Here is a 26,110-nt window from a genome sequence, read left to right as displayed (position 1 = left end):
AAGATCACTAGGAAACAGAGGACAATGTGAAGAAGCATTTCATCGCTGGAAGTCTCGCCGCTGCGACGGCGATCGTCATCACCGGATGCACTCCTCCGGGAGGCGCAGACGACAGCTCAGGCGGCGGCAGATCTGTGCTCAAAATCGGATGGAACGAAGCGTTCCGGTCGATGAACGACATGACGATGGACGGCAACGCCGTCGCCAACACCATCGTCGCCTATATGAGCAATGACAATTTCAAGTACTACGACGACGAACTCGAACTGCACGATGGTGCCCTCGGCGAAGTGGAAAAGGTCTCTGACGACCCGCTGAAGGTCAGGTACACATTCGGCGAGGACGCAAACTGGTCGGACGGGACTCCGGTCGACGCAGCAGACCTCGCTCTGACCTGGGCGGCACGATCTCAGCACTTCAATACAGTCGACGATAACCGTGACGATGACGGTACCCTTAAGGACAATCCCGACGGCACAGTCTTCTTCGACTCCTCGGCAGTGGGCGCTCCACTGATCGACGACTTCCCTGAAATCAGCGAAGACGGCAAATCCCTGACGTTCACATATTCGAAACCCTTTGCCGACTGGGAGACCGAATTCGGACTCGGAGCCTACGGTTCGGGTGTGCCCGCACATATCGTGGCCAAGAATGCGTTGGGCACCACCGACCCACAAGAGGGCAAGGAAGCGATCCTCGATGCAATCGAATCCAACGACAAGAACGCTCTGTCGAAGATCTCGAACTTCTGGAACACCGGCTTCGACTTCACCTCGATGCCGGAGAACAAAGACCTTCTCGTCCACAACGGACCCTATGAGATCACCGACTTCGAAGAGGGGCAGTACCTGACGTTGTCCCGCGACGAGGACTACACCGGATCGGTCGAACCCAAGGTCGATACTGTGACGATCCGCTACAACGGTGACCCGATGGCCATGGTTCAGGCGATCGAAAATGGCGAGGTCGACCTGACCCAGCCGCAGTCGACGGCCGATGTCCTCTCCGCCGCGGAGAAACTCGAAGATGTGTCGATCCTGCCGGGCGAGGACGCCACGTTCGAGCACGTCGACCTCACATTCGACAACAACGGTCCCTTCGACCCGGCCAGCTATGGCGGCGACGAAGACGCCGCGCTCAAGGTTCGTCAGGCATTCCTCAAAACACTGCCACGCCAGGAGATCATCGACCGCCTCATCAAGCCTCTCAACGAAGAGGCCGAGGTACGGGATTCGTTCAACCAGGCTCCTGACTCGCCGCTGTACGACGACATCGTCGCCGAGTCCGGAATCTCGGACTACGACGAGGTCGACATCGATGGAGCGAAGAAGCTGCTGGACGAAGCCGGTGCCCAGGGGCCGAGCGTGCGCTTCCTCTACGACAACACGAATGCCAGACGTTCCCAACTGTTCGCGCTGATCAAGGAATCAGCAGAGAAGGCCGGTTTCAAGGTCGAAGACGCCGGTGACGTCAACTGGGGGACCCGCCTCGGCGATGGAACCTACGATGCCTCGCTGTTCGGGTGGGCACTTTCCACGACGGCGGTGACGGAGTCGGACTCGTACTACCGTAAGGGCGCGCTGAACAACTACAGCGGGTACGACAACAAGGATCTGACGAAGACGCTCGATGAGATGCTGGTGACCATCGACCCGGATAAGCAGGCTTCTTTGGCCGGGGACGTCGAGCAGCAGCTCGTCGATGATGCCTTCGGGCTGCCGCTCTTCCAGCACCCGTCTCTGACGATCCATGGGGACAAAGTCTCGAGTGTATCGACGACGACGCTTGACCCGTCGATGTTCTGGAACTTCTGGGAGTGGGAGACCAAATAAGGTCGCAAGGCCTGCCGGGAGGGGGCGCTGGTGAGACACACCCCCTCCCGGAAGTGGACCGGACTCAGCGCAGCAGCGCCCTGCGCAGCGGATCGAGTCCGATCGACCCGAGGTTCAGTGCGCGACTGTGGAAATCTCTGAGGTCGAACCCCGTGCCCGCAGCAGCGCGGGATTCGTCTCTGATGTCCTCCCACAATCGCTGGCCGATCTTGTAACTCGGAGCCTGCCCGGGCCAACCGAGGTATCGGTCGAGCTCGAAGGCAAGGAAGGTCCGGTCCATGGCAACGTTCTGTGTGAGGAATTCCCACGCCTTTGCGCGGTCCCAGACACCACCGCCGAGGTGGGCCGGGGCTTTGAGGCCGAGGTGGAAGCCGATGTCGACGACCACCCGTGAGGTGCGCAGCCGCTGGGAGTCGAGCATGCCCAGATAGTCGCCGGGTTCGTCGAGGAATCCGAGTTCGGCCATGAGCCGTTCGGCGTAGAGGGCCCAGCCCTCACCGTGGCCGGAGACCCAGCAGACGTGCCGCCGCCACTTGTTCAGCGAATCGGCGAGATAGGACGCCTGCCCCATCTGCAGATGATGGCCCGGAACGCCTTCGTGGTAAACTGTGGTCTTCTCCTGCCACGTGGCAAATTCGGTGACGCCGTCGGGCACCGACCACCACATCCGGCCCGGACGGGTGAAGTCCTCGCTGGGCTGAGAATAGTAGACCGCTCCGGTGGCCGAGGGAGCAATCATGCACTCGATTGTCCGCAGCGGTTCCGGAATGTCGAAGTGGGTCTTGCCGAGTTCTGTGATCGCTTCGTCGGCGACCGTCTGCATCCACTCCTGAAGAGCCTGCGTGCCGTGGAGAGCGCGCTGGGGATCGCTGTCGAGCATCCGCATGACCTCGAGGAGTTCGGCACCGGGGTGGATGCTGTTTGCGACTCGTCTCTGCTCCGCATCGATCGAGTCGAGTTCATCGAGGGCCCAGTCGTAGGTCTCTTCCAGATCGATCTCGGCACCGAGGAACTCGCGTGAGAGCAACGTGTAGTCTTCCCGACCGCAGGCTTCGTTCTCCGGAGCGGAGCCAGCCAGTTCGGTTCGGAGGAAGCGGGCGAGGCCGCCGAAGGACTCTCTGACGGTTTCGGCGTGGACGGTCAGTTCGCGGGCGAGGGTTTCCGCGGTGGCGCTGGTGGCCTCTGCGGCGATCGTGGTGAAACGGCTGTCAGCCTGACTGAGCGCTTCTGCCTGGTCGGCGACACGCTCAATCTGAATGCGGGCGGGCACTCGGCCAAGCTGGTCCCGCGCATATCGAAGTGATTCTCTGTAGCCCTCGAGCGAGCCCGGCAATGCGGCCATGGTGGCAGAGACGGTCTCCCAGCCTGCTGTGGAGTCCGTGGGAAGGAGATCGAAGATGTCTCGCATCTGTTGGACCGGCGATTCGATGACATTGAGGACAGTGTGCTGTAGGCCCGCTTGAAATAGGTCTGTGGCGGCGCCCAACCGTTCGCGCATAGCGTCGATGGTGACGAGATCGGTCTCATCGAGGCTGTTCGTCGTAATCCCATCCGCCTCTGCAGCATCGACCTTGGCCAATGTGCGAGCGCGCAGGTCGTTGGCTGCTTTCAGCCCGTCGGGGGAGTAGTCGTCGAAGCCGTGCGGGTTCTCGGTTCCGAGGAACAGCGAGATCGACGGGGAGAGGACACACAGATCGTCGAAGTAGGCATCGGCGATGGCATCGATAGCCGAAGAATTTCTGCGGGAAGACATGAAGTGACTCTATCCACAAAACTAAGTGCTCGCCGAGTTGCCCGTAGTCCGACACAGAGAACCCGAGAGAGGCTGCTTCACGACCGTGGACTCGGCTGAACATGGCCTTCAGCAACGCGTTAGGTGCCCTCATCCGACGCGGTTACGGCGAGTGGCGTGGAGTTACCTCTGACGGCGTCTCAGCCGGCTAGTTCTCAGCGGAGGCCGAAGAGCTTTCCGAACGCGCTTCCGGACGACTGATCACCCGACTGCTTGGTCTCCGGTGCCTTGTCCGCCAGCTTATCAGCTGGGGTTTCGGCTGGCTTGACCGGTGGCGGGGGAGGGAACTCCGTGCCGGCAGATTCTGCGTTCGGAGCCGTCGGTGTTGCACTCTCGGGAGCCGTCCGAGCAGGTGCGGCAGTTTCTTCGGCGGCCGGGGTCGGGGTCACCGACTCCGGAGGTTCGGGGGCCGCGGCAGCCTCGGCGGCCGGTTCCGGCGATTCGGCGGGGACCTCGTCCTGGACGGCGGTCTCGGACGAATCGGCGGGGGCCGCCTCGGCGAGGTTCTTGATGAGGGAGAGCTCGAACTCGAGCGTGATCTTGTCGCTGACGAGTACGCCGCCGGAATCGAGCTTCGCATTCCAGGTCACGCCCCAGTCCTTGCGGTCGATGCGACGGGAGCCCTCGAGGCCTGCGCGCACGTTGCCGTCGGGGTCGGATTCGACGCCGATGAGCTCGAGGGGTATCGACACGGTCTTCGTCATGTCACGGATCGACAGCTCACCGGTGACGATGTAGGAGCCTTCGTCGACCTCGTCGATGGCCGAGGAGACGAATCGGATCTCCGGGTAGGTCTCCACATCGAAGAAGTCCGCCGAGCGCAGGTGCTCGTCGCGTCCCTCGCTGCGGGTGTCGACGCTGGCGGTCTGGATGATGACCTCGGCTGTCGAGTCCGCGAGATCCTCGGCGATGTCGGCGAAGCCGGACACATCATTGAACGCTCCGCGCACCCGCGAGACCATGGCGTGGCGAGTGGAGAATCCCAGCCGAGAATGGGAGGGATCGATGTCCCAATGATCTGTGACCCCAGAAGTTTCTGTCATGGGGGATAGCTCCTTTGGTTCCTCCGCGCTCCTCTGGGGAGGCTGTCGTAGTCGGTGTGCCAATTCGCTGATCAAGCGATCATTGAATGGGCAATCGCCTACGTAGTCTGACACGCGAGGTCGGGTGTGTGCCACCTCGGGGGGTGTGGCGATTGCGGGCCTGAGTGGAGCTCTTGAGGAGATCGTACGGCCGCCAGTGCTGGTTTGAGCACTGGCGGCGGCGTCGAAGTTCTCCGTGCTCAGCAGCGGATTCGCCCTCCGATCAGCTGAGAGTGGATGCGTAGGGGATCGCGTAGAGCAGCAGCATCGCGGCACCGCACAAGAACAGGACGACGACTGTTCCGATCACCCACACGCGAGTTCGCCGATACTTCTGCGGATCTCGGTCCTCGAGCGGTATTTCCATCAGTTTCTCTCTGAACTGATTGCCCAGCTTCGACGGCTGCGTGCCGATGTTTCCCAACAAGGTGCCGCCGATCGATGCTACAAATCCCAGGATTGTAGGGTTGAGCAGGTCGGGTAGCTCTAAGCCGGCGAACTCGGACAGCGACTCGAAGAAGGCGACCACGACAAAGCCCGCGATCATTCCCACGGCAGCTGCGCGAGCAGACAGCTTCGTCGACCGCACACTCCAGAAGGCGATGGGTCCCCACGACGCAGCGAACAGAGTCGCCGCGAAGTAGCCGATCGTCAATACTGCCGGAGGAGCTACCCAAGTGATGGTGAGAACGACCAGCCCGGCCACGACCATCGTCCAGCGGGCAATCTGCAGTCCTCGTTTGTCGTCGTCTGCCGAATCGCCCGTGTCATCGGCCGGCCCGCCGGCGGCAGTCGCGACCCCCGTGTTCGTCCCGGATGAAGCCGGTGAGCCGGCGGACGGCCGTGAACTTACAGTCGCTGCTGCGAATTCAGGTGTGCGCACCCGTCGGCCGGTGAGGTAGGGCATGACGTCGTTGGCCGCCGAGAACCCGATGAGTGACAGGAACGACGCCGCGGACGAGAGCCCGGCGGCCACAATTCCCGTCACGGCGATGACACCCAGCAGGGACGGCAGGACATTCTGTCCGGCCCAGATGAATGCGATCTCGCTCGGGTCGATTCCGTCGTTGAACAGATTGATGGAGAAGCCACCGAAGGTCAGGAAGAGATACGTGACAGCCAGTGCCGCGGTCGCGAACAGCGCCGAGCGAATGGCGACGTGTTCGTTCTTGGCCATGAGGAAACGGCTCGACTGCCACGGGCTCACCGCGACGACGGTGCACCAGACGATGCCGAACGTCACCGCGTAGATGACCGCCTGTGCCGGGGTGCCGATGTAGTTGTCCGGTCCCGTCAGCCCGTGCCAGGCGATGCCGTCCGGTTTGCTGGTCAACTCGGCCATCTTCTGCATGGCGGTGACGGGGCCTCCGGAGGCGCCGATGATCCAGCCCATGCCCAGAATCGCCGCCACTGTGAAGACGACGAACATGATGGTGTCGTTGACCAGCACGCCCTGGGATCCTGACAGGAAGGTGAAGATCGTGTACGAGGCCCACACGATGACGAGAATGACCCAGCTTGGAAGGTCGACCAGCTGGCCGACTACCAGAACCAGACCCTGAGTCACGGCGACGAGGTAGAGCCCGATGCCGACGACGACCATCACTCCGGCCAACGCCTGGAGGCCGGGGGAGTTGAATCTCTTACCGAAGTACTCAGGCACCGTCAGCGCAGAGGAACGCCGCAGGTACCGGCCGAAGAGCATGACACCGAGGACGTAGCCGGAGATATTGAACGCCGTCAGCAGCAGCATGACGACGGGATATCCGTCGTAGGAGAACCCGAGCTCTCCCATGAATGACACGGTGGACAGGAACGACGCGACCAGAGTTCCTGCGACCAGGAACGTGGGAGCCGCGCGGCCGGCGACATAATAGTCGGACTTGTCTTTCACTTTGCGGCCGACGGCCGCGCCGATGACGAGGTAGAGAAGGAAACTTCCGAAGATGGCGACAGCGAACATGTCAGAGGCCCCCTTCTTCGTTCGAGCGAGACTGCGGGCTGGTCGTGTCGGTGGATTCTGGGGTTCCGTAGTCTCTGCGAATGAGACCGAAACCGATGAGTACACAGCAGATCGGTACGACGGCGTACACGATCGAGACTGCTATAGATCCCCACATGAGAGGTTCCTTTCTTGGAGCAATCAGTCGAATGTTGAGGCGACGGGCGCCACAGATGCGGACGAGGTGTCCGCGGTTTCCGACGTTGGAGAACTCGGGGCGCCCAGGAGCACCTGGGCTGTTTGGTTGAGCACTGCTTCGATGCGTTGGACATTTGTGCCGGCGGCACCTGTTGCGTGCGCGATCTCAAAGCCGTCGAGCTGGGCCAGGAGGGCGTCGACTGCGATTTCCGCGTCCACCTGTGGGCTGAAGCTTCCGTCGGCAGTTCCTGCTTCGACGATGCGCCGAATGACTTGCTTCCACGCGAGAAACACTTCGTCGAGCAGGAAGCGAAGCTCATCATTTCTCGTCGCCGCGGCCACGAACTCGATCCACAGCCGAGTTCGCGTGGAGAAGTCCGCGAGATGAAGGAAGTCATGGATCGTTTGCGCGAGGCTGGTCCACGGGTCCGCTGCGTCGTTGAATGACCCTTCGATCAGGGCGATGACGTTCTTCGAATGCTGCTGGTAGGCACTGATGATGAGATCTTCGCGGGAATCGAAATAGTGCTGAATCGTCCCAACGGAGATTCCCGCTTCCCGCGCGACGTCTTTGAGGCGGATTCCGCTGGTGCCGCGTTCGCTGATCAGGTTGAGGGTGGCGGTGATGACAGCGCCCTTGCGATCCTCGATTTCGTCGCGGGACAGGGACGGGCGACCTGGCTTGGTGCTCATCAGGCGCCAACCGGGATTCGGTGACCGGTTGTGAGGATGAACTCGTTCGCGGCCGTGAGCCCCTCGTAGACGGCCTCTTCGACCGTGCGCGGGGCCTTGCAATCGCCGATCCGAACGGAGGGAATCCCATTCAGATCGATGTCGGGCACCACCGCATGAGGGGCATGGTTGACGATGGTCGTGGCAATGCCCTCGACCTCGATGACCTCATCGCACAGGGTCGACTGCAGGTAGACGGTGTCTTCATCGACTCCTCCCAAGCGGGCATCGTTGACGAAATCGACCTTCGCACGGATGAGCTCGGGCATGAGTGCCGTCCTGGTGTACTGCTGAATCCCGGCACCGGCGAAGTTGGCTGCCGTGGCCAGCGTGACCTGCCGCTTGCGCGCCAGCATGATCGCCAGGCCCATCCCCGCCCAGTCACCCTTCCAATCAGCGATGAGGACGCCTCCCGGTGGGAGCTCGGGTGCATCGGTCAGGAACTGCCGAGACGTGAGCACCAGAGGAGAGTCGACGATCTCGAAGTCCGGATCACGGTCCGTCGATCCGGTCGCGAAGATCACGTGATCGGGGCGAAGCTCGCCGAGGTGGCTCGCCGAGAATTCCGTGCCGGTGCGGATGTCGACTCCGGCCCGTTGCGCTTCCGCAGTCAGGTTGGTCGCCGCACCTCCGAATTCGGACCGGTGCGGCAGCTTCTCGGCGAGCAGAACCTGCCCGCCGAGCGCCTTCTCGCGCTCCAGCAGTGTGACCTGCGCACCGGCCTCGGCAGCGACTGCCGCGGCTTTCATACCGGCCGGTCCGCCGCCGACGACCAGGAGTCGTGAGGCTTCTCGGACCTTCGGCCGGGGGAGGAAGGTCAGCTCTCTGCCAGATTCGGGGTATTGGATGCAGCTGATGCCGACTCCCTGTTGGAAATGTCCGATGCAGGCCTGATTGCAGCCGATGCAGGCCCGGATCTCCTCAACGGCGTCCCGTTCGGCTTTGCCGGCGATCTCCGGGTCACAGATCATCGCCCGCGTCATGATGCACAGGTCCGTCTGACCGTCGACGATGGCCTTCTCGGCTTCGTGGGGCTGATTGATTCGACCGGCCACCATGACAGGGCGGTCGGTGAACTTCTTGATCTGCTCCGATAATTGGCCGAGGTAGGCCGGCTCGTACTGCATGGACGGAACGATGTGCTGGGCTCCCTGCAGAGTGGAGGAATCTCCACCTGTGACAGAGATGTAGTCGACCATGCCCTGGTTTTCGGTGGCTTTGATGATTTCGAGAACTTCGGAATCGACGAGCCCGTTGCTGGTGAGCTCGTCCCCGGAGATGCGGAGGCCGACCACCTTGTTCTCGCCGGCGCCGCGTCGTGCGCTGGCGATGGCGTCGAGGAGGAATCGCAGTCGGTTCTCCGGGGATCCGCCGTATTTATCGGTTCGGCTGTTGACGGCGGGATTGATGAACTGGATCGGCAGATAGCCGTGGCTGGCGACGACCTCGACCCCGTCGACCCCGGCTTGGCAGACGAGTTCGGCCGATTGACCGTAGCCTTCGACGATCTCGTCGATGACGTCCGTGGACAACTCCTGGGGGACCACGTGGAAGCGTTCCTGCGGGCGATCGCTGGGTGCGACTGCTTGCGGCGCCATGCCCTGCTCTCCGTCCATGACTTCGCGGCCGGGGTGGAACAGTTGGGCGACGATTCCGCAGCCGTGCTTGTGAACGGCATCGGCAATGGCGCTGTACCCGTCGGCGGCATCGGGGTTTGTTGCCATGAGGACGTGGCTGGTGTAACGGGCGGTCGGGTGGACTCCCGAGACCTGCAGGACGATCAGCCCGGCGCCGCCGGCGGCCCTGCGCTCGTGGTAAGCGATGAGATCGGCGCCGATCGTGCCGTCGTCGGCGAGCATCGTGTCGTGTCCGGAGGAGACGATCCGATTGCGCAGACGAAGCGGGCCCAGATCGATGGGGCTGAAGAGTTTCGGGAACAGCGATGACACGTGTCAGACTCCTCGTCATTGAGCAGGATTAATATTACCGAAATATTATTATTGAGCGACCGCTTTGGCAAGAGCGATCGTGAAAGATTCTTCGGGCCGCAGGCGGCGCGGCGAGTCAGACGGTCAGCGGTCGACGTTTCCGGTGAGGACACCGGCCAAGGTCAGGGCCATGGCGATGGCCAGAGCGATCGCCGAGGCGATGAACGCTGCGGCGATGTGCTCGCTCATGGCTGCTGCGACGATGGCCGGTCCGACGATCTGACCGATGCTGTACCAAGAGGTCAGCTTCGCCGAGGCGTTCGCGACGCCCATCTGTGTGCCGACACCGATCGTCATCATGACCACCCCGATGAACGTGAAGCCGAAGAGGGCTGCGGCGATGATGAGGACGATCGGGGAGGAACCGAAGACCGCGAGCAGGGCCCCGAAGACCTGGAGGCAATAACAGAGAGTCAGTGCCTTGACCGTGCCGATGCGGGCAGCGACGGCTGACCACGTCAGGGGAGAGGCGGCTGTCGCGATCCCGGCGATGAGCCACGTCGAGGCGGCCGCGGTGGCACCGAAGACGGGACCGGCGAGCACGACGAGGTAGGTGCCGATGATGATGTAGCCGCCGCCTTGGAAGAAGTAGCCGGTGGAGAGGATGGCCATGGCTCGGCGACGATTGGCCTCGAAGGGGGTGGCTGCCTCGGCGTGGTCGTCGGTGTTGGTCTCGGTCGGGTCGGCCGCCTCAGAGGGGGTGGTGTGCGGTGGGATCCGGGCGGGGATCGGCCAGGCCCAGGCGATGATGGAGAAGATCGCAGACACGGCCCCGCAGATGAGCCACAGCTGGCGCCAGTCGGCGAAGTTGCCGGCGGCGAGCACGATGGCTCCGGAGACGAGGATGCCGAAGCCGACTCCGCCGTAGGAGATGCCGCCATCGCGCGGTTTGCGCGAGTTCGCGGGAATCCGTTGGGTCACACACACGAAGATCAGCCCCGACGCGATGCCGGCAATCGTGCGGATGCCACCCTGCCAGATGAGGTTCGGGGTCACGGCGACCGCGACCAGTCCCAGCGTCGAGACGATGAGGCTGAGGCGGTAGACGTAGCGGTTGGGTTCGACCCAGCCTTGGGCGATGACGAGGGTGCCGATGAAGTAGCCGACGTAGTTGAGCGTCGCGATCCACGCGCCGGGAGCGGAACCCCAATGCAGGGCTGCGACCATGAGCGGCAGGGCCGGGGTGTAGAAGAACCGGCCCATGCCCATCGCCACCGAGAGGCCCAGAGCTCCGCGGATGGGGGTGAGGGAGGGCCCGGCGATGCTGTCGGGCATGGCGGCTCCTCTCCTCGGGTGGGCTCAGGTGGCGTGATCTCCAGCACTACGATGCCATGGCCTCGGGGCGGGTGCCCCGGCGGGTGGGGATTCGGACTTCGGACGTCGACGTGGTGGGGTGGATGTCTCGGACGGGAGGTGTGTCTTGACGGGACGGACGACTCGGACGGGAGGCGTCTCGAAAGGGACTGTGGAAGTTGTTGATTCCGTGGGGACAGGGCAGAGTTATTGGAGTGAACCTCAGAAGGAGTATCCAAGGTGGCGTGGTGGCGCTCGCCCTCGTTCTGTCGGGGTGTTCGTGGTTCGATTCGGACGATTCGTCGTCCTCGAGCCAGTCCCCGGAACCGAGCCCTACTCCGACTGAATTCGAACAGTCGTTTGCCGGCGCGGTCTCCGGAGACGATGCGGTGGTGACTGCGTCCACCGACAAAACGGGTCCGGGCCTCACCGCAGACAATGTCGGAATCTCGTTCGAAGCCACCGACCTTGCCGACCCCCGGCTCGATCCGGCGCAGTCCAACCTCGACGAGCAGTTGAAGTCCCTCGGGTCGCCGGCGCTGCGGTTCGGCGGCAATGCTCTCGACCGGAGGACGTTCTGGACGTCCAAGGGTGAGAAGCCGAAGCACGGTGAGAAGGTGACCGTCACTCCTGATGACCTCAAACGGCTGAAGAAGCTCGTCGACGTCACCGGTTCGTCGGTCACCATCGGCATTCCTCTGGGGACCTACGATCCGAAACGCGGAGCGGACATGGCCGCGCATGCGGTCGACATCCTCGACGATTCTCTTGTCGGTCTGGCGATCGGCAACGAACCGAACGGGTACACCGTCAAGGATGTGCCCAGCGGTGCCGTGCGAGGCAAGGGATGGAACAAGGACAAATACGTGGAGCAGCTTGAGGCGTATGGCAAAGCCATCCATGCGAAACGGCCGGATGCGCCGATCATCGGTCCCGATGTCTACGACGGGGCGTGGATGGAGGCTTTCGACGGCGCCGGGGTCAAACATAAGAAGGCGAATTCGCAACACTGGTATCAGCTCTACGAATGCGATTCGTCTCAGGTTCCGGGGCGGGGGCCGCAAGCGGCGAACCTCATCGATCCCTTGGCGAAGAAGGCGGCGAAGAAGAACCTCGGCATCGGGAAATCGAAGGCTGATGCGGCGGGCCTGCCGTTGTGGCTCGAAGAGACGGGGCCAACGAGTTGCCCGGGCACGAACGACACGTCACTGACGAACGCGTCGGCGCTGTGGGCGGCCGATTACACGATGTATGCGGCCACGCTCGGTGTCGAGCGGATGGCCATGCATTCGATGCTCGGGGCGTGCAATGGGGGAGCGCCGATGTCGCTCATCTGCGATCCGGCCGATCACGGGGACCGGTCGAAGGAGTTTCAGGCGAGGCCGAACATGTTGGGGCTGCGGTTGTTGGTGCCGAGTGTTGGTGGTCATTTCACGCGGACTTCAGTTTCCGGCGGTGGGAATATGAGCGCCTACACGGTGGTGAAGAACGACGGGCGCACCTTGGTCACGACTGTGATCAACGCGAACGACGCGGCTTCGGTGGGTGGGAATCCGGTGACGCTGGCGATGCCGTCGGGGTTCAGTGTGACGTCGGCTTCTCAGGTGTATGGGGCGTCGAACGGTGTGAAGAGTGCGACTCAGGTTGTGCCGGCGAATCCGCTGCCGGCTGATGTGCCGTTCAGTGGTGAGAGTGCTTCTGGGCCTTCTTCCAGTGAGTCGGCGTCGGCGTCGAGTTCGCTGGATGGGTCCGGGGTGTCGGCTGACGCCGGCGGCATGGGCGACGACGGGAAGCTGCGGATCGACCTGGCCGGGAGTTCGGTGACGGTCTTTGTGATGTCTGAGGTGATCAGTTAGAGGAGGCTGACGGGCGAGCCGATTCGTCACTCACATGACGTCATTTTCTGTGGAGTCCGGTCGTGATGGTCAGTCGCAGTCTTTCCCATCGCGAGATCAAGCGGCGAAGCTGCTCGCAGAGTTGCGAGGAATCTGTGTGCCCAACGGTGCACATCGTGGTCTTCGACCGTTGCCGTCATCGCTGCGATTCGCTCCCGCGCCTGGGTGTCATCGAGGCACGCAGCCTGGTGCATTCCGTTCTTCAGCTCTGATATATCGTGCGGGTTGACGACGATGGCTTGCTCGAGTTCGTCGACTGCGCCGGCGAACTCTGAGAGCACGAGCGCTCCGGCCCTATTTCTGCGGGCGGTGACGAATTCCTTGGCAACGAGATTCATCCCATCGCGGAGGGACGACACCACGAGGACATCGGCGGCGAGGTACAGGGCCACAGTGTCCTCGAACGAATATGAATGGTGTGAGTATTGGACGATGCCTCGACCCGGCGTCGCGAAACGACCGTTGATCCGTCCCACCAGTCGCTCCACCTCGTCGCGGAGGTCCTGATAGGCTGCGATGCCTTCGCGAGAGGGCACGGCCACCTGCAGGAAGTTCGTGGTCTTCGGTGAGAGCAGGTCGTCGGCGAGGAGTTCATCGAACGCCCGGAGGCGGTGGGGGATGCCTTTGGTGTAGTCGAGACGATCGATGCCCAGCATCAGGATGTCCGGATCGCCGAGATCACGGCGAATCTGGGTCGCCGTTCGAGCGACCGACTCCGAGTCCGCGGCCTGACGGATCGCCTCGGTATCGACCGAGATGGGAAAAGCCTCGATCAGGGGAGACGGGGCATCGGCATCAGCGGCAAATTTCCGCACCGCCGCCCTGAAGTTCTCCGCGTCCGAGCTGCGCTGGAAGCCGATGACGTCGGCTCCGAGCAGACCTTCGACGACTTCTCTGCGCCAGGGCAGCTGTCCGAACAGCTCGACGGGGGGAAAGGCAATGTGGTTGAAGAAGCCGATCCGCACGTCGGGGCGGAGCAGCCTGATCATGTGCGGAACCAGTTGCAGATGATAGTCGTGGACCCAGATGGTGGCTCCGAAGGCGGCTGTTCGGACGACCGCCTGAGCGAACCGGAAATTGATCGCTCGGTATGCGCGCCACCAAGTGCGATGGTACTGAGGAGTGACGATGAGGTCGTGGTAGAGCGGCCACAGCACGCCATTGGAGAACCCCTCGTAGTAGTCCCGGTGCTCTGCGTGACTCAAAGGGACAGGAACGAGTGACATCTGGTCGAATTCGAATGGCGCGACCGCTTCGACAAAGGCTCCAGCCCACCCGATCCAGGCCCCGCGTTCGGCTTTGACTATTGGTGCCAGTGCGGAGACGAGGCCTCCGGGTGCGGTCTGCCAGGTGTCTTCGCACCGGTCGACGGGTAAGCGGTTCGCCACGACGATGAACGAATGTTCAGGGTTGGTCTCTGCCATGTTCTTCTCGCTCTTCTGACTCGTCTGCCGCTGAGACTCGGTGAGTTCTGCTCCTTCCGGGGCAGCGGAAGGGCAAGAACCTGGTCCTTGCCCTTCCGCCGGGCAGCGTCAGTGCTTCGGGCCGTTTCTCAGAGATTCGGCGGCTCCGCGAGCCGTGTCCTTGATCTCTTCTGCAGCTTGTCTGCCCTCGGCCTGGATCTTGTCGGTCTTGCCTTCGGCCTCAAGGCCCTTATCGCCGCTGGCTTTGCCTGCGGCAGATTTCGCGGAGCCCTTGAGCTTGTCGGTTTCGGGGGAAGTGTCGTTCATGTTTCTTCCTTTCATGTGCATAACAGGTCTCGCGCGACCAGCGGGACCCAGTGCGATAAGAGATCCTGTGTGAGAAGTGTTCGGCTGCCTGTGCGTCAGCTGTTGATCAGTAGCAGGATCTTGCCGTGATCGAGCTTCTCTTCGAGTCCGTCGGATTCGTCCGACGTGAAGCCGAAATCTTCGAAGATCGCGCGCAGCTCGTCGCCCTTCTTGTCATACCGCGTGCCTACGAGATTGCTGAGATCGTCGGGTTCGTTGGCGTTGACACTGCCTGCGACGCGGTCGGTGCGGTCATCGTCATGTGAGATGACGAAGAGGTCATCCTTGGCGATGCCCGCTCCCGCCTGGCGTTTCACTTCATCCATCAGCTCGGTATCGTCCTGGAATTCTTTGACTGCGGGTTTCATGTCGACTCCTTTCATGTTTACGACGTAATCACGCTAACAGATGCCACGCGCTTGAGCGAGGGGGCGGAACCGAATTCCCGAGGGGTTCTCGTTGTCGCGGAGTCGATGTAGCCTAGAAGGCGCCACGTAAAAGTGTTTACACGCTAATCACGACGGGGAATTGAAAGGATGTGTTCGCCTGTGTGACACGCAAGATGAGTGAGCAGGTTCAACCTTCGTCAACCCGGGCAGGGAGGATCCCATGGCCCAGAACCGCCTGACCAGAAACGACATCGTGCGAGCGGCGATCACCTTCGTCGACGCCCACGGTCTCGATGCGCTGACGATGCGACGCCTCGGGCACTACCTCGGGGTGGAAGCCATGGCGTTGTATCGGCATGTCTCGGGACGCGAAGATCTTCTCGAAGCGATGGTCGAAGCTCTCATCGACAGCCTGTTCGAAAACGAGCTGATGAAGCAGACTCCGTCGTCGTGGGAGGACTATCTCCAACGGGTGGCCAACACGACCAAAGATCTTGCCTACGATCATCCCGGGATCTTTCCGCTGATCGCCACTCAACCAGCCCGAGCCCCGTGGCTGCGCCCTCCATTGCGCAGCCTGCGCTGGGTCGAGGAGTTCCTCTCCAACCTGCAGCGATTCGGATTCTCCGATGCGGGGGCTGTCGGCGCGTACAAATCGTTCACCAGCTTCCTCATCGGGGATCTGCTCCTGCAAGTCCATTCCACGAGTTTCGCCGTCATCGACGAAGACGAGCACGGGAGGACCGATGACGACTCCGACTTGACGGAGTACCCCACCGTGAACGCGCTGAGTGACCTGCTCAGCGAAGATCATCGCCAACGCCAGTTCGACGATGCCCTCGACGAGCTCATCGAACGCATCCGCCTCTCACCGACCAATTAGCCACACCCCAGAACAGCTCACCGAGCTGAGAAGGATCAATATGCTCGACACCTCTTCAGAGGCCCTTCAGGTCCTTCTCGTGGCCGACCCGGGCCTGCCCAGCCGCCGAGCGGCCGCGATCCATCAACGCCTCGAAACGTTTCTGCAAGACGCGTATGGGGTCACGACGACCTTGCATACGCTCACTGACACCATCCGATTGACACCGGAAAGCGAACTCGACCTCAGCGCTGTCGAAGACCTTCGCGCCGACTACCCGGACGTCAACATCGTCCTGATCCTCACCGAGATCCCGCGTCACACTCAGGGCGATCCGCTGATCGCCGAGGTGCACTCCGACAGCAATCTGGCAATCGTGTCCTGTCCCACTCTGGGTGCATGGTCAACCAAACGACGCATCATCAAGGCGCTGATGAGCTCGATCAACAAACTGGTGCCGTGGGATCCCGAAGATACGACCCGTCGGTTTCTGCTCCGCTGGTCTGACTGGTCAGACAACGAAGGCGCACAGCACCAGTCGCTGCATGCCCACACCATCACCGGAGGCCCACGGCTGGTGATGGGAATGACGATGGCCAACGACCCGTGGCGCACGGTCCCGAAGCTCTCTGGAGCCCTCGCCGCGGCATCGGCCACAGGAGCTTTCGGCATCTTCTACAGTTCCATCTGGCAGATGTCGACCTACCTGTCCACCGCGCGGCTGCTTTCGATCGGCGCGGCTGCCATCCTGGTCATGGTCACCTGGCTGATCATCAACCACAAACTCTGGGACGAACCGCGCAAAGACAGCCTGGCAACTGTGGTGATGTACTACAACCTCTCGACCGTCCTGACCCTGCTGATCACCGTGCTCGCGCTCTACGCGGGACTGGTCGGCCTCATTCTGCTGGGCGGTCTCATCGTCATCGACCCCGAATTCATGACGTCCCAGATCCAGCAGAAAGCGACGCTGGCCAACTATCTCGACATCGCCTGGCTCAGCGCAGCGATGGGCGTCGTCGCCGGCGGTATCGGCGCAAGCTTCGACTCTGACCTAGATGTTAAGCGATTGACTCACGGACAGCGCATGCGACAACGAGTCTATACCGACAACCACCCGGACACCGATGATGTCAGCCAGAACTCCTGATGGCTGACAAGGACCTGCCCAGCGATTTCAGAAAGATACGACATGAACACACAGCACCGCATACCGATCACAGGGATGATTTCGGCGCCTCTGGGCTCCTGGCGCGACGAACCCGCCTGCCAGGATGATCTGAGAAAACTGGTCACTAGCAATGCGCAGACTGCTGCCAGGGTTCGCGCCTTGAGTCGATTTCTCGGACTGACCGGGACGTCGTCTCACATGCTGCAGTGGGAGTCGCTGGCCGAGGTGGCGGCCATCGACGTCGCTGTCGCTCGGATGCTCGAACCCCATGTGGATGCACTGGGAATCCTTGCCGAAGCCGGACACGACGCACCTGATGGCTCGACCTGGGGCGTCTACGCCGCCGAAGCTCCAGCCCACGTCCTCACCGTGTCTAGAGATGCCGAACAGCCCGCGATCGATGGGGAAAAAGCCTGGTGTTCCTTGGCCGCCGAGCTCTCGCACGCGATCGTCATCGCCGACAGCGACGCGGGATCGCACGCCTGTGCCGTTGATCTCAGGGATCCCGGAGTGCAGGCCCAGCCGACTGCCTGGCCGAGCGTGGGTCTGCAGGAGATCCCAAGCGGAAGTGTCGCATTCACGAAAACGCCCATCACCGTCCTCGGACCGCCGAACTGGTACCTGGAGCGACCTGCGTTCGCATGGGGAGGCATCCGAGTGGCAGCATGTTGGTTCGGCGCAGCCGTGGGGCTGGCCAGAAACGCCGTGCGACGTCACGGCAAGCGCTCCAACCCATCCTCAGTCGGTGAGATGCTGATCGGTCAGCTCGAGGCTGAGATATTCTCGATTCGCAGCGCCCTCGCGCAGGCAACGGCCGCAGCCGACGGGAGTGACGAGTATTCCCGTGCACGTGCCTGGACATTGGCCCTTACAGTGCGCAATATCGTCTACTCAGGAGTCCGCCGGATCCAGCACCTAAGTCGCGAAATCGCGGGACCGGCGGCGCTGACAGGTGATGTCGGCTTTGCCAAAGCCGACGCTGACCTCACCGTCTACATCAGTCAGCACCACGGTCCCCGCGACGAAGCCGCTCTCGGCGCGGAACTTCGCTCGAAGGTCGACCGCGATGGCTTTTGACCATCGTGACCCCGGTACGTCCGAAGCCTCCTGGACGGAAGCCGGCGTCCAGGATCTTCCCGCGCTCCTGGTCGAGGCCATGCCAGCCGATGCCACGTTCATCATCCTTGCCGCACATCCGGACGATGAGGCCCTTGGAGCCGCTGGCCTCCTCGCCCGCCTGCGCCGGTCCGCTCATCGAGTCGTCGTTCTGCTCTTCACCGCAGGGGAACAATCCCATCCGGATTCTCCCACCCACTCGACTGAGGACCTCAGAGAGATTCGTCTTCGCGAGTTCAATGCGGCAATGGATCTGTTCGACCATGGTTGTCTGTCTCGCCGCTTCGTGGGGTTGCCTGATGGGCAGCTGAGCACATTCAGCCAGAGGATCCTCGACGCGATCGCGGTCGAAGTGGACCAGCACCAGGGACCCGTCGTGCTCGTCTCACCTTACAGTCGGGACGGACATGGTGATCATGAGGCGATCGGTGCAGCGGCCCTGCAGTTGGGGCGTGAGCATCGCACGATGGTGCTCGAGTACCCGATCTGGTACTGGCATTGGGCAGTCCCTGCCGATGAGGCGTGGCGCAGCTGGTCGTTTCTGTCCGATCCAGCGAACTTCGACAGACAGGCAGTGTTCGACGGGTATCCGTCGCAAGTGTCAGCGCTATCCGATCAGCCCGGAGACGAAGCAATCCTCAGCCCCGCTCATGTCGAACACTTCCGTCGTGGGGGAGACACCTTCGCGTTTTCGGACTTCCGCGGCGGTGCGGCTCCGGTGCCCGGTGGCGACGGCTCAGCGAAGCTCCACGACGCCAGTGCGGCTTCTGCGGTCTTCGACGAAGTCCACGTCCAACGGTGCGACCCCTGGCAGGTGTGGAGTTCCGAATATGAGATCGCCAAACGCAGGAATCTCCTCACCCATCTGCCTGCGGTTCCGTACGCTCATATCCTTGAGATCGGCTGCTCGGTAGGCGCTTTGACTCATGATCTCGCCGGTATCGGCGCACAGGTGACGGCAGTCGATGCCAGTGAGGAGGCGTTGCGAATCGCCAGACGGCGAGGGTCGATCCCGTTGGCGGAAATCCACTTCGTCCACGCCACCATCCCCTTCGAATGGCCTCAGGGCACTTTCGACTGTGTCGTGCTGTCGGAGACCGGCTACTACCTCAGTCGTTCTCAGCTTCTCGACACCTTGGAGAAGATCGATGGCTCGACAACGGTTCGTTTCGTCCTGGTGCTCTGCCATTGGAGGGGCGAGATCGACGATTGGCCGCTGGATGCTTATGAAGTCCATCGCATCTGCTTGGGCGCCTGGCCTCATCATCGGGTCGAACACCGGTATGAAGGGGATTACCGTCTTGACATCATCACGGTCGACAAGGACTTCCGCCCAGCCGCATCGGAGGGGCACGCATGATCGCGCGTTTGGGCGTGATCATCCCGGCCCATAATGAGGAGGACGACATTCTCGGGTGCCTCGAGTCGGTGCAGCGATCACGCTCATACGCTGTCGAGAGAGGCATCGACTGTCGGTTTCGAGTTCTTGTCGTGGCGGATGCCTGTACCGATGCCACGGAGGGCATCGTCGAGGACTTTGCCGCCCGCCATCTCGATGTCTTCGTCCTCGCGACCTCTTTTCAGTCCGTCGGTCGAGCCCGCGACTTCGGATGGAGGCACTTCATGCGAACAGAGAAATTGATAACAGAACAAGACTCCGGCTCGGCGTGGATCGCATTCACAGACGCCGACAGCAGAGTGCCCGAACATTGGATCACCACGCATCTTGAACTCGCCGCGACAGGTGTCGACTGCCTGGTGGGCACTGTGGCCCCACGCCCTGAGACAGCAACAGCGGAACTGATCGCAACTTGGCATGCCAACCACGAACTGCTCGAGAACCACCCGTACATATTCGGAGCGAACATGGGTCTGCGCGTCAGCGCACTCGAAGCCATGGGAGGCGTGCCTCCGCTGAAATGTGGTGAGGACGAAGCAATCGTCGATGCGGTGCTGCGCGAGGGCGGCCGCATTCGCAGAACCGATGACTGCAGAGTGCTCACGTCTGCTCGTATGTCCGGTCGCGTACGCGGCGGCTTCAGCAGCTACTTGCGTCAACTGACGTGAAGCGACGGTGCTTTCCTGCCGAAGCGGAGTCGGAGGCTGTCCTCCTCCGCAGTGCACTGAAAGGTGTCGCCGTCGTTCCCGGCTTCACGCGAGGCCTCCCTACTGGGAATGACACCTCACGTGAAGGCGGGAGAGGATCAGGCGAAGATGCTCACCCCTCCTGGGCCGACGAGGCAGCCGACGACGATGAGGACGACGCCCCAAAGAATCTGTTTGCGCAGAATTGCGAAAACGCCTGAGATGACGAGCAGCGCGGCGAGGATCCACAGGACAATAGCCATAATTTATCTTCCTTATCGGTTTCACTGTGAGTGCGGCACCATCGGATCGAAAGCCGGTGAGGAATCTGATCAACGCCGAGGCTGAGCTCAGCCGACGTTGGAGAGTTGTCTTTTTCTTGGTCTGCCGGCGGATGCGATTCCAGGTGCCGCTCCATCCACCGAGCCTGCCGACCATAAACAACACTCGCCGAGAAGATTACATCGTAAACATCGCGAGCGATACCTCCCCCTTCTGACAGAAGGAGCATCGGCGGGACCACAGCGGTGTGAGAGAGCCGATCGGTCCAGACGCCCGGATGACGGAGAGTGTGGACAGCACGACGCAGTCATGACAGGCTGTTGTGCGGCAGTGCGGGCACGGGGGAAAGGTCGGACTTCTGCGCGAGTTGGGAGCCGACGCGGTTTTTAACCACCGTGACGGCTCGGCACTGGATCTGCTTCGTGAAGCAGCTTCGGAAGGAATCGACCTGTTCTATGACAATGTGGGCGGACAATAGTTGGAAGCCGCACTGGAGACTCTGCGCCACGGCGGGCGCATCGTCATCTGCGGGGCCGCTTCGCAGTACGGGAAAGGGAGCGACCGTCAGGGGCCAGCGAATTACCAGCGCATGATCTTCGGGCAGTTGACCATGCGCGGCTTCGACGTGTCCGCGAACGAAGACCTGCGCCCCGACTTCGAGGCCACCGTCTCCAGGTGGCTGCGTGCAGGGAAGGTCCGGAGCCTGCATACACTCCACACCGGATTCGACCAGATCCCAGGGGCCTTCGCATCGCTGCTCTCCGGGGGCAGCAAGGGCCGCGTGATCGTCGACTGCGACAACTGAGCAGGCGCTCAGTCCGCCGTCGTGCTGATCGATGCAGCCACCTGGCTCAAGTGCTGGGGTCGAATGGTCCGGACGGGAGGGAGAGGCCGATTCGACCTCGGCTGTTGGACGGTGCTCGAGGACTAGAATGGAAGCTGTTCCGCCTCGTAAGCGAATGCAGCGGAGCCGAGTGCGACAGCAGAGGTGGGAGCGCCGGGTGGCAGATTTCGAGAAGTCAGCGGTCTACGACGTCGTCTCGAGCGACCCAGACCAGACCCTCATTGACCGATCGGGCTTCTCATCGGCGGAGATCGCTGAGATCGGGGAGCTGATGGCGGCCTTCGCTGACCTGCGTGAAGCCGAGCGAGTGATGTCAGAAGAGTCGCAGGATTATATGAAGCTCAACGCCACCGACATGCGCGCGCTCCACTACCTCATCATCTGTCAGCACCAGCAGCGAGTGGGCACTCCCGGAGGCATCGCCGAGCATCTGAATATCTCCGCTTCAGCGACGACGAAGCTGCTCGACCGGTTGGAGCGCAGCGACCATATCGTGCGCGAGCCGCACCCCAGCGATCGTCGGGCTCAGGCGATCAGCATCACTCCGGCCACCTACACGGCGGCAGTCGACACCGTCGGGCGGGCGCAGTCCAGGCGCTTCCACGCTGCGGCCCGGCTCAGCTCGGCCGAACGGCAGGTCGTCATCCGCTTCCTCCGAGACACGAAACGCGACCTCACGGATCCCGATGCCGATTCTGGACGGGACCGCCCTCCCCGGCAGGAGGACACCGGCGCCTAAGCCTCGATTCCGCAACGTGAACGTGACCGTCATGCGCGACGGCCCCACGCCGCAGAGCCCGCGGTCAGAAGCCTCAGTGCTTGGCCGGCGCGGCCAGCTGTGACGGCCACCAGATCCTGTCGCCGATCCAGATGTTGAGGGCAGGGACGAGCAGAGTCCTCACGATCAGAGCGTCGAGCAGCACGCCGAGCGCGACGATGATCGCAAGCTGGAGCAGGAACTGGATCGGGATGACGAGGAGAGCGGTGAACGTGGCCGCCAGAACGATTCCGGCGCTCGTGATCACACCGCCGGTGACCGACAGTCCCCGCAGCGTGCCTTCCCTGGTCCCATGGGTGAGCGCCTCTTCGCGCACTCGGGTCATCAGGAAGATGTTGTAGTCGATTCCCAGAGCGACTAGGAAGACGAACGCGTACAGCGGCACCGACGGGTCGGATCTGGGTTGGCCGATGAGGCGGAAGATGAGCGCACCGACACCCAGGGCCGTGCCGAAGCTCAACACGGTGGTCGCCAGCAGCAGAAGCGGCGCCAGCAGCGACCTCAAAAGCAGAGCGAGCATGACAGTGATGACAACGAGCACGATGGGAATGATCACTGCCCGATCCCGCGACGAGGTGTTGTTCGTATCGAGATCGACAGCCGTGCTTCCGCCGACCAGCGCCTGGGTCGATGAGAGATTCCCACGAAGATCCTCGATGGTGCCCTCGGCCTCCAGCGAGTCAGCGGGTGCGGAGAGGGTCAGTGAGAACATGATCTTCCCGTCGATCTCCGTCGGCTCTGCCGGTGGTTGACCAGAGCGCCCGTCCGCGACGACAGCACCTTGGTCGTCAATCGCGGTGGACCCCGACGGGGCATCCTGTGCGACGAGGCTGAGACTGTCAACGCCCGGTGTCGATGCGATCGCCTCGGCGACCTGCTGCCGTTCATCGCTGGGTGCGAGCACGTAGGCGGGGTTGCCTGACCCGGCGGTGAAATGCCTGTCGATGACCTGCTGCCCGTCTCGAGCCTGACTGTCTCCGAGGACGAATTCGCTCTGCGGCACACCGTCGGCGTCGAGGAACGCCAACCCCGCACAGCCGGCGAGGAGGACGACGGCGACCCCGGTGACGACCCGGCGTGGGGCCGCGGAGACGAACCGCCCCACCTGCGGCCACAGCCCCCTGGCGTTCGGCCCGGTCAGGTCGGGGTGAGAGCTGGCGAACTTCGGACTCCGCGGCCAGAATGCGGCGCGGCCGACGACGGCGAGCATGGCCGGCAGGAAGGTGAGCGTGGTGAGCATCGCGCATGCGATGCCGACGGCGGCGACGGGACCGAGCGCGGAGTTCGAGCCGAGGTCGGACAGGAGCAGGCACAGAAGCCCGGCGATGACGGTCCCGCCCGAAGCGAGGATCGGTTCGAAGACTCCGCGTACCGCCGTCCACGCCGCAGTCGAGGCGGAGGTGCTGTCTCGCAGCGACTCCCGGCAGCGAGCGATGAAGAGCAGCGAGTAGTCCGTGGCAGCGCCGATGACGAGGATGAAGAGGATTCCCTGCACCTGGCCGTTGAGCGTCACGATGCCTTCGCGAGCGAGGGCGACGTTGATGAGCACGGCTGCGCACAGAGCCGTCATGGAGCTGAGGAGGACGAGGATCGGCAGCAGAAGGGATCGGTAGACGACGACGAGAATGACGAAGACGACTGCCAGCGCCACGACGAGAAGGATGCCGTCGATGCCGCCGAAGGCCGCCTGCAGGTCAGCCGTGAAGCCGGCAGGGCCGCTCACCCACACCTCCATTCCCGGAAGTGTGCGATCGGCGTTCCTCTGGAGCTTTTCGACCACGTCTGCGATCTCAACGTCGGAGGGGATCGACACGATGAGTTCGGCAGCCTTGCCGTCCTCGGACGGGATGACAGGGGAGGTCTCTGCGCCGGGGGTGACTTCGGCGGCCGCCTCGGCGAAGGTTTCGAGATCCTGCTGATCTGCATCGCTGAGCCCCTCGCTGCGTTCGGCGACCACGATCGCGGGGATCGCATCCGAGCCGGTGAACTTCGCGATCTCGTTCTGGACCTGCGTGGACTCGGCGCTCGCAGGCAAAAACGAGGATCGTTCATCCGTGGCGACGTCGTCGATCGATCCGAAACTCGTTCCCCCGAAGCCGAACACCGCGAACCAGCCGAGGATGAGGAGGGCCGGAACGAGGGTGCGGATGACGCGGCGACTGGCGCGTGGACAGGCGTTGTTTTCATTCACTCGGATAGTATTTCACCTAGTGAAGTAAAGTGCCAGTACGCGTCAAGCGAACAGTCCAGCCAACTATCCACCCGACGGCGCATATCGCAGCTTCGGTGGCCTCATCCACTTCAAGAGGCTGATGTGCTCGGGAAGCAGCGCGACAAGACTGGTGGCGACCCGTCTGCAACGCGCCGTCCCTGAGCCGGGTCTTACAGGTCGATCGCCACGACCGGGTCCGTAGTGGGTTGATCGGATCCGCCCTCCGGCTCGATGGTGATGCCGAAGACGCTGGCGTCGGTGAAAGCGTGGCCGGCGATCGTCGTCGATTCTCCGGTCATCAGTCCGGCGCTCTCGGGCCCCTCGTCGCCGATCACCCACATCTGCAGTGCTTTCCCCTCTGGAACCCGGCCGACACCGTCGGGGCTGATCCGGATGAGCTGTTCTGACTCCGAGGATGACACGGTGACCGTTCCTCCCTCGGGAAGCTCGTCCGTGCTCGTGCGCAGATCGTCGGCTTGCATCAGCCGTGTGGAATCGTCGAGCTGCTGCTGTGCGGCGGTGAGATCGTCCTCGAGCTGGTTCTGACGCTGCGTCTGCTGCCAGACGGTCACCCCGGATCCAGCCGCGACGATGAGCGCGGCCGCGGCGGCCGCATAAGGCAGCCATGAGCGACGACGTGACTCGCGGTGGTCGGCCAGCGAAGTCGGAGACGCGAGGGAGACCGGGTGCGCTGCGGTCGAGTTCGCCTGCGCTTGAGTCGCCGGGCTCAGCGGCTCGTTCGTCGACCTCTGCTGCGCATGCGTTTGGGGGATGGCGAGAATCGCCTCTCGAGTCGCCGAGCTGACCTCGACCGGCTCGTCGGACTCGGCTGCTTCGGCCATGATGTCGGCATAAGCGGCGACCTCGGAACGGAAGTCGGCATCGGAGTCGGCCAGCGTCTGAGCCTCGGCGAACTCGGAGTCGCTGAGTCCGCCGAGCGCCAGGCCGGCGGCCAGATAGTCACGATCGGTGCTCATCGACTCGCCTCCAATTCCTTTCGCAGCTTCTTCATTCCGTCTCTGATCCGTGACTTGATGGTGCCCAGCGGCACATTGAGGCTCTCCGAGATCTGAGCGTGGGTCAGACCCTGATAGAACGCCATGACGATCGGTCTGCTCTGATCCTCCGGCAGTCCCCTCAGCGCCGAGACTGTCCGGTCCGATTCCGCCCGGTCGATCACGGTCTGCGCCACCTCATCACCCGCCTCGGCAGTGGACCGCAGCCCATCGGCGAGGTCCCGGTCCTGCTGGGACTGGACGCTGCGCACGCAGTCGATGGCCCGTCTGCGACACAGGGTGATCAACCATGCCCGGCCCGTTCCCTTCGCGGGATTGAAGCCCGAGCACCGCGTCCACACCTCGGTGAAGCATTCCTGCAGGACCTCCTCGGCCAGTGACTGGCTCTTGACGATCCGGACGATCACGGCCATGAGGATCCTGGACTGGTTCGTGAAGAGTTCCTCGAACGCCGCCGCGTCACCCTCGCTGATCCTCAGCAGCAGCTGACCGCTGGGATCGGCCGAACCGTAGTCTCCAGACGTGGTGTCCGTCGAGGTGGGGGCCGGTTGCCGAGGTTGTGGCGCAGACCCCGGGGGACTGTGTCGAAACGTCGTCGGATCGTCTGAACTCATGCACCAATCTTCTCATCCCCCGAACAGTGCCTGGCACGTTCTCCGGTGGTGAGGAGAGGAAGGAGGGGTGGCCAGGGGCCGATTGCGATATGAAGGATCGATCCCTGGCCGGTACTGCGAGGAGTATGGAATGTCAGTCCTTCGGCATCATCACGGCGTCGACCATGTAGACCGTGGCGTTGGCGGTCTTGACTCCGCCGCAGACCAGTCCGGCATCG

The 26,110-nt window shown here is 62.7% G+C and carries 22 protein-coding genes; 9 read left to right on the top strand and 13 right to left on the bottom strand.

The genetic code is table 11. The features are described 5' to 3' along the window. Positions 1-26 precede the first annotated feature (26 nt). Positions 27-1,832 (top strand): ABC transporter substrate-binding protein, encoded by a 1,806-nt coding sequence (locus HIM68_RS11225; protein ID WP_172172217.1) that lies wholly within the window; start codon positions 27-29, stop codon positions 1,830-1,832. Positions 1,833-1,896: 64 nt separating this feature from the next. Here the strand turns inward: HIM68_RS11225 and HIM68_RS11220 are convergent, their stop codons facing one another. The 6 genes from HIM68_RS11220 to HIM68_RS11195 all read right to left on the bottom strand — a co-directional run bounded on the left by HIM68_RS11220 (position 1,897) and on the right by HIM68_RS11195 (position 10,841). Then, positions 1,897-3,585 carry a DUF885 domain-containing protein gene (locus HIM68_RS11220; protein ID WP_172172216.1) on the bottom strand — a complete coding sequence of 563 codons (1,689 nt, stop codon included), beginning with the start codon at positions 3,583-3,585 and terminating at the stop codon, positions 1,897-1,899. A gap of 194 nt (positions 3,586-3,779) precedes the next feature. Next, complete coding sequence (locus tag HIM68_RS19355) at positions 3,780-4,667, bottom strand: YceI family protein (RefSeq protein WP_172172214.1); 888 nt, start codon at positions 4,665-4,667, stop codon at positions 3,780-3,782. 262 nt (positions 4,668-4,929) lie between these two features. Next, positions 4,930-6,669: a sodium:solute symporter gene (locus HIM68_RS11210; protein ID WP_172172212.1), complete on the bottom strand. Its 1,740-nt coding sequence runs from the start codon at positions 6,667-6,669 to the stop codon at positions 4,930-4,932. A 180-nt stretch (positions 6,670-6,849) separates the two neighbouring features. Continuing rightward, on the bottom strand, positions 6,850-7,539 hold the full coding sequence (locus HIM68_RS11205) for a TetR/AcrR family transcriptional regulator (RefSeq protein ID WP_172172210.1): 690 nt from the start codon (positions 7,537-7,539) through the stop codon (positions 6,850-6,852). Further along, positions 7,539-9,527, bottom strand: a complete 1,989-nt coding sequence (locus tag HIM68_RS11200) for an FAD-dependent oxidoreductase (protein ID WP_172172208.1) — start codon at positions 9,525-9,527, stop codon at positions 7,539-7,541. The genes HIM68_RS11205 and HIM68_RS11200 overlap by 1 nt, the downstream gene beginning before the upstream one ends. 123 nt (positions 9,528-9,650) lie before the next feature. Beyond that, complete coding sequence (locus HIM68_RS11195; protein ID WP_172172206.1) at positions 9,651-10,841, bottom strand: YbfB/YjiJ family MFS transporter; 1,191 nt, start codon at positions 10,839-10,841, stop codon at positions 9,651-9,653. Between the two features lie 263 nt (positions 10,842-11,104). Between HIM68_RS11195 and HIM68_RS11190 the strand changes: the two genes are divergently transcribed. Next, on the top strand, positions 11,105-12,715 hold the full coding sequence (locus tag HIM68_RS11190; protein WP_367647514.1) for a hypothetical protein: 1,611 nt from the start codon (positions 11,105-11,107) through the stop codon (positions 12,713-12,715). 26 nt (positions 12,716-12,741) lie between these two features. On the opposite strand, the gene HIM68_RS11185 is transcribed toward HIM68_RS11190, so the two are convergent. The 3 genes from HIM68_RS11185 to HIM68_RS11175 all read right to left on the bottom strand — a co-directional run bounded on the left by HIM68_RS11185 (position 12,742) and on the right by HIM68_RS11175 (position 14,891). Then, a complete protein-coding gene (locus tag HIM68_RS11185) occupies positions 12,742-14,178 on the bottom strand; it encodes a trehalose-6-phosphate synthase (RefSeq protein WP_172172204.1) in 1,437 nt (478 codons plus the stop codon). A 108-nt stretch (positions 14,179-14,286) separates the two neighbouring features. After that, on the bottom strand, positions 14,287-14,484 hold the full coding sequence (locus HIM68_RS11180; protein ID WP_172172202.1) for a CsbD family protein: 198 nt from the start codon (positions 14,482-14,484) through the stop codon (positions 14,287-14,289). A 95-nt stretch (positions 14,485-14,579) separates the two neighbouring features. Next, entirely contained in the window at positions 14,580-14,891 is a 312-nt protein-coding gene (locus HIM68_RS11175; protein ID WP_172172200.1) for a general stress protein, read from the bottom strand. Positions 14,892-15,132: 241 nt separating this feature from the next. On the opposite strand from HIM68_RS11175, the gene HIM68_RS11170 reads away from it, so the two are divergent. The 5 genes from HIM68_RS11170 to HIM68_RS11150 all read left to right on the top strand — a co-directional run bounded on the left by HIM68_RS11170 (position 15,133) and on the right by HIM68_RS11150 (position 20,128). Then, positions 15,133-15,795: a TetR/AcrR family transcriptional regulator gene (locus HIM68_RS11170; protein ID WP_172172198.1), complete on the top strand. Its 663-nt coding sequence runs from the start codon at positions 15,133-15,135 to the stop codon at positions 15,793-15,795. 40 nt (positions 15,796-15,835) lie between these two features. Then, the gene (locus tag HIM68_RS11165; RefSeq protein WP_172172196.1) at positions 15,836-16,924 is read left to right on the top strand and encodes a hypothetical protein; all 1,089 of its coding nucleotides are present in this window, start codon (positions 15,836-15,838) and stop codon (positions 16,922-16,924) included. 180 nt (positions 16,925-17,104) lie between these two features. Continuing rightward, positions 17,105-18,022: a hypothetical protein gene (locus tag HIM68_RS11160; protein ID WP_172172194.1), complete on the top strand. Its 918-nt coding sequence runs from the start codon at positions 17,105-17,107 to the stop codon at positions 18,020-18,022. After that, on the top strand, positions 18,012-19,421 hold the full coding sequence (locus HIM68_RS11155; RefSeq protein ID WP_172172192.1) for a PIG-L family deacetylase: 1,410 nt from the start codon (positions 18,012-18,014) through the stop codon (positions 19,419-19,421). The genes HIM68_RS11160 and HIM68_RS11155 overlap by 11 nt, the downstream gene beginning before the upstream one ends. Then, positions 19,418-20,128 carry a glycosyltransferase family 2 protein gene (locus HIM68_RS11150; RefSeq protein ID WP_172172190.1) on the top strand — a complete coding sequence of 237 codons (711 nt, stop codon included), beginning with the start codon at positions 19,418-19,420 and terminating at the stop codon, positions 20,126-20,128. The genes HIM68_RS11155 and HIM68_RS11150 overlap by 4 nt, the downstream gene beginning before the upstream one ends. Positions 20,129-20,265: 137 nt before the next feature. On the opposite strand, the gene HIM68_RS11145 is transcribed toward HIM68_RS11150, so the two are convergent. Then, positions 20,266-20,409 (bottom strand): GPGG-motif small membrane protein, encoded by a 144-nt coding sequence (locus tag HIM68_RS11145; protein ID WP_172172188.1) that lies wholly within the window; start codon positions 20,407-20,409, stop codon positions 20,266-20,268. Between the two features lie 497 nt (positions 20,410-20,906). On the opposite strand from HIM68_RS11145, the gene HIM68_RS11140 reads away from it, so the two are divergent. Together HIM68_RS11140 and HIM68_RS19015 are read left to right on the top strand one after the other, a co-directional pair. Continuing rightward, complete coding sequence (locus tag HIM68_RS11140; protein ID WP_216657114.1) at positions 20,907-21,233, top strand: zinc-binding dehydrogenase; 327 nt, start codon at positions 20,907-20,909, stop codon at positions 21,231-21,233. Positions 21,234-21,429: 196 nt separating this feature from the next. Then, a complete protein-coding gene (locus HIM68_RS19015; RefSeq protein ID WP_259358489.1) occupies positions 21,430-22,011 on the top strand; it encodes a MarR family winged helix-turn-helix transcriptional regulator in 582 nt (193 codons plus the stop codon). 73 nt (positions 22,012-22,084) lie between these two features. Here HIM68_RS19015 and HIM68_RS11130 read toward each other — a convergent pair whose 3' ends face one another. The 3 genes from HIM68_RS11130 to HIM68_RS11120 form a co-directional block, all read right to left on the bottom strand. Then, positions 22,085-24,241: an efflux RND transporter permease subunit gene (locus tag HIM68_RS11130; RefSeq protein ID WP_367647513.1), complete on the bottom strand. Its 2,157-nt coding sequence runs from the start codon at positions 24,239-24,241 to the stop codon at positions 22,085-22,087. Positions 24,242-24,432: 191 nt separating this feature from the next. After that, positions 24,433-25,239: an anti-sigma factor gene (locus HIM68_RS11125; protein ID WP_172172186.1), complete on the bottom strand. Its 807-nt coding sequence runs from the start codon at positions 25,237-25,239 to the stop codon at positions 24,433-24,435. Then, positions 25,236-25,892 carry a sigma-70 family RNA polymerase sigma factor gene (locus tag HIM68_RS11120; protein WP_172172184.1) on the bottom strand — a complete coding sequence of 219 codons (657 nt, stop codon included), beginning with the start codon at positions 25,890-25,892 and terminating at the stop codon, positions 25,236-25,238. Before HIM68_RS11120 ends, HIM68_RS11125 begins: the two co-directional genes overlap by 4 nt. Between the last annotated feature and the right edge of the window lie 218 nt (positions 25,893-26,110).

The sequence above is a fragment of the Brevibacterium sp. CT2-23B genome, from assembly GCF_013168765.1.
GTDB classification, from domain to species: Bacteria; Actinomycetota; Actinomycetes; order Actinomycetales; family Brevibacteriaceae; genus Brevibacterium; species Brevibacterium sediminis.
The sequence above is the reverse complement of the archived record's forward strand: the minus strand, read 5'-3'. Positions and strand labels throughout refer to the sequence as shown.

Bases quoted from the DNA above. Each gene is read 5' to 3' on its own strand.
- HIM68_RS11125 (WP_172172186.1), bottom strand. From the start codon at position 25,239: ATGAGCACCGATCGTGACTATCTGGCCGCCGGCCTGGCGCTCGGCGGA.
- HIM68_RS11165 (WP_172172196.1), top strand. From the start codon at position 15,836: ATGCTCGACACCTCTTCAGAGGCCCTTCAGGTCCTTCTCGTGGCCGAC.
- HIM68_RS11155 (WP_172172192.1), top strand. From the start codon at position 18,012: ATGGCTTTTGACCATCGTGACCCCGGTACGTCCGAAGCCTCCTGGACG.
- HIM68_RS11170 (WP_172172198.1), top strand. From the start codon at position 15,133: ATGGCCCAGAACCGCCTGACCAGAAACGACATCGTGCGAGCGGCGATC.
- HIM68_RS11180 (WP_172172202.1), bottom strand. From the start codon at position 14,484: ATGAACGACACTTCCCCCGAAACCGACAAGCTCAAGGGCTCCGCGAAA.
- HIM68_RS11205 (WP_172172210.1), bottom strand. From the start codon at position 7,539: ATGAGCACCAAGCCAGGTCGCCCGTCCCTGTCCCGCGACGAAATCGAG.
- HIM68_RS19355 (WP_172172214.1), bottom strand. From the start codon at position 4,667: ATGACAGAAACTTCTGGGGTCACAGATCATTGGGACATCGATCCCTCC.
- HIM68_RS11195 (WP_172172206.1), bottom strand. From the start codon at position 10,841: ATGCCCGACAGCATCGCCGGGCCCTCCCTCACCCCCATCCGCGGAGCT.
- HIM68_RS11220 (WP_172172216.1), bottom strand. From the start codon at position 3,585: ATGTCTTCCCGCAGAAATTCTTCGGCTATCGATGCCATCGCCGATGCC.
- HIM68_RS11150 (WP_172172190.1), top strand. From the start codon at position 19,418: ATGATCGCGCGTTTGGGCGTGATCATCCCGGCCCATAATGAGGAGGAC.
- HIM68_RS11175 (WP_172172200.1), bottom strand. From the start codon at position 14,891: ATGAAACCCGCAGTCAAAGAATTCCAGGACGATACCGAGCTGATGGAT.
- HIM68_RS11210 (WP_172172212.1), bottom strand. From the start codon at position 6,669: ATGTTCGCTGTCGCCATCTTCGGAAGTTTCCTTCTCTACCTCGTCATC.
- HIM68_RS11120 (WP_172172184.1), bottom strand. From the start codon at position 25,892: ATGAGTTCAGACGATCCGACGACGTTTCGACACAGTCCCCCGGGGTCT.
- HIM68_RS11185 (WP_172172204.1), bottom strand. From the start codon at position 14,178: ATGGCAGAGACCAACCCTGAACATTCGTTCATCGTCGTGGCGAACCGC.
- HIM68_RS11145 (WP_172172188.1), bottom strand. From the start codon at position 20,409: ATGGCTATTGTCCTGTGGATCCTCGCCGCGCTGCTCGTCATCTCAGGC.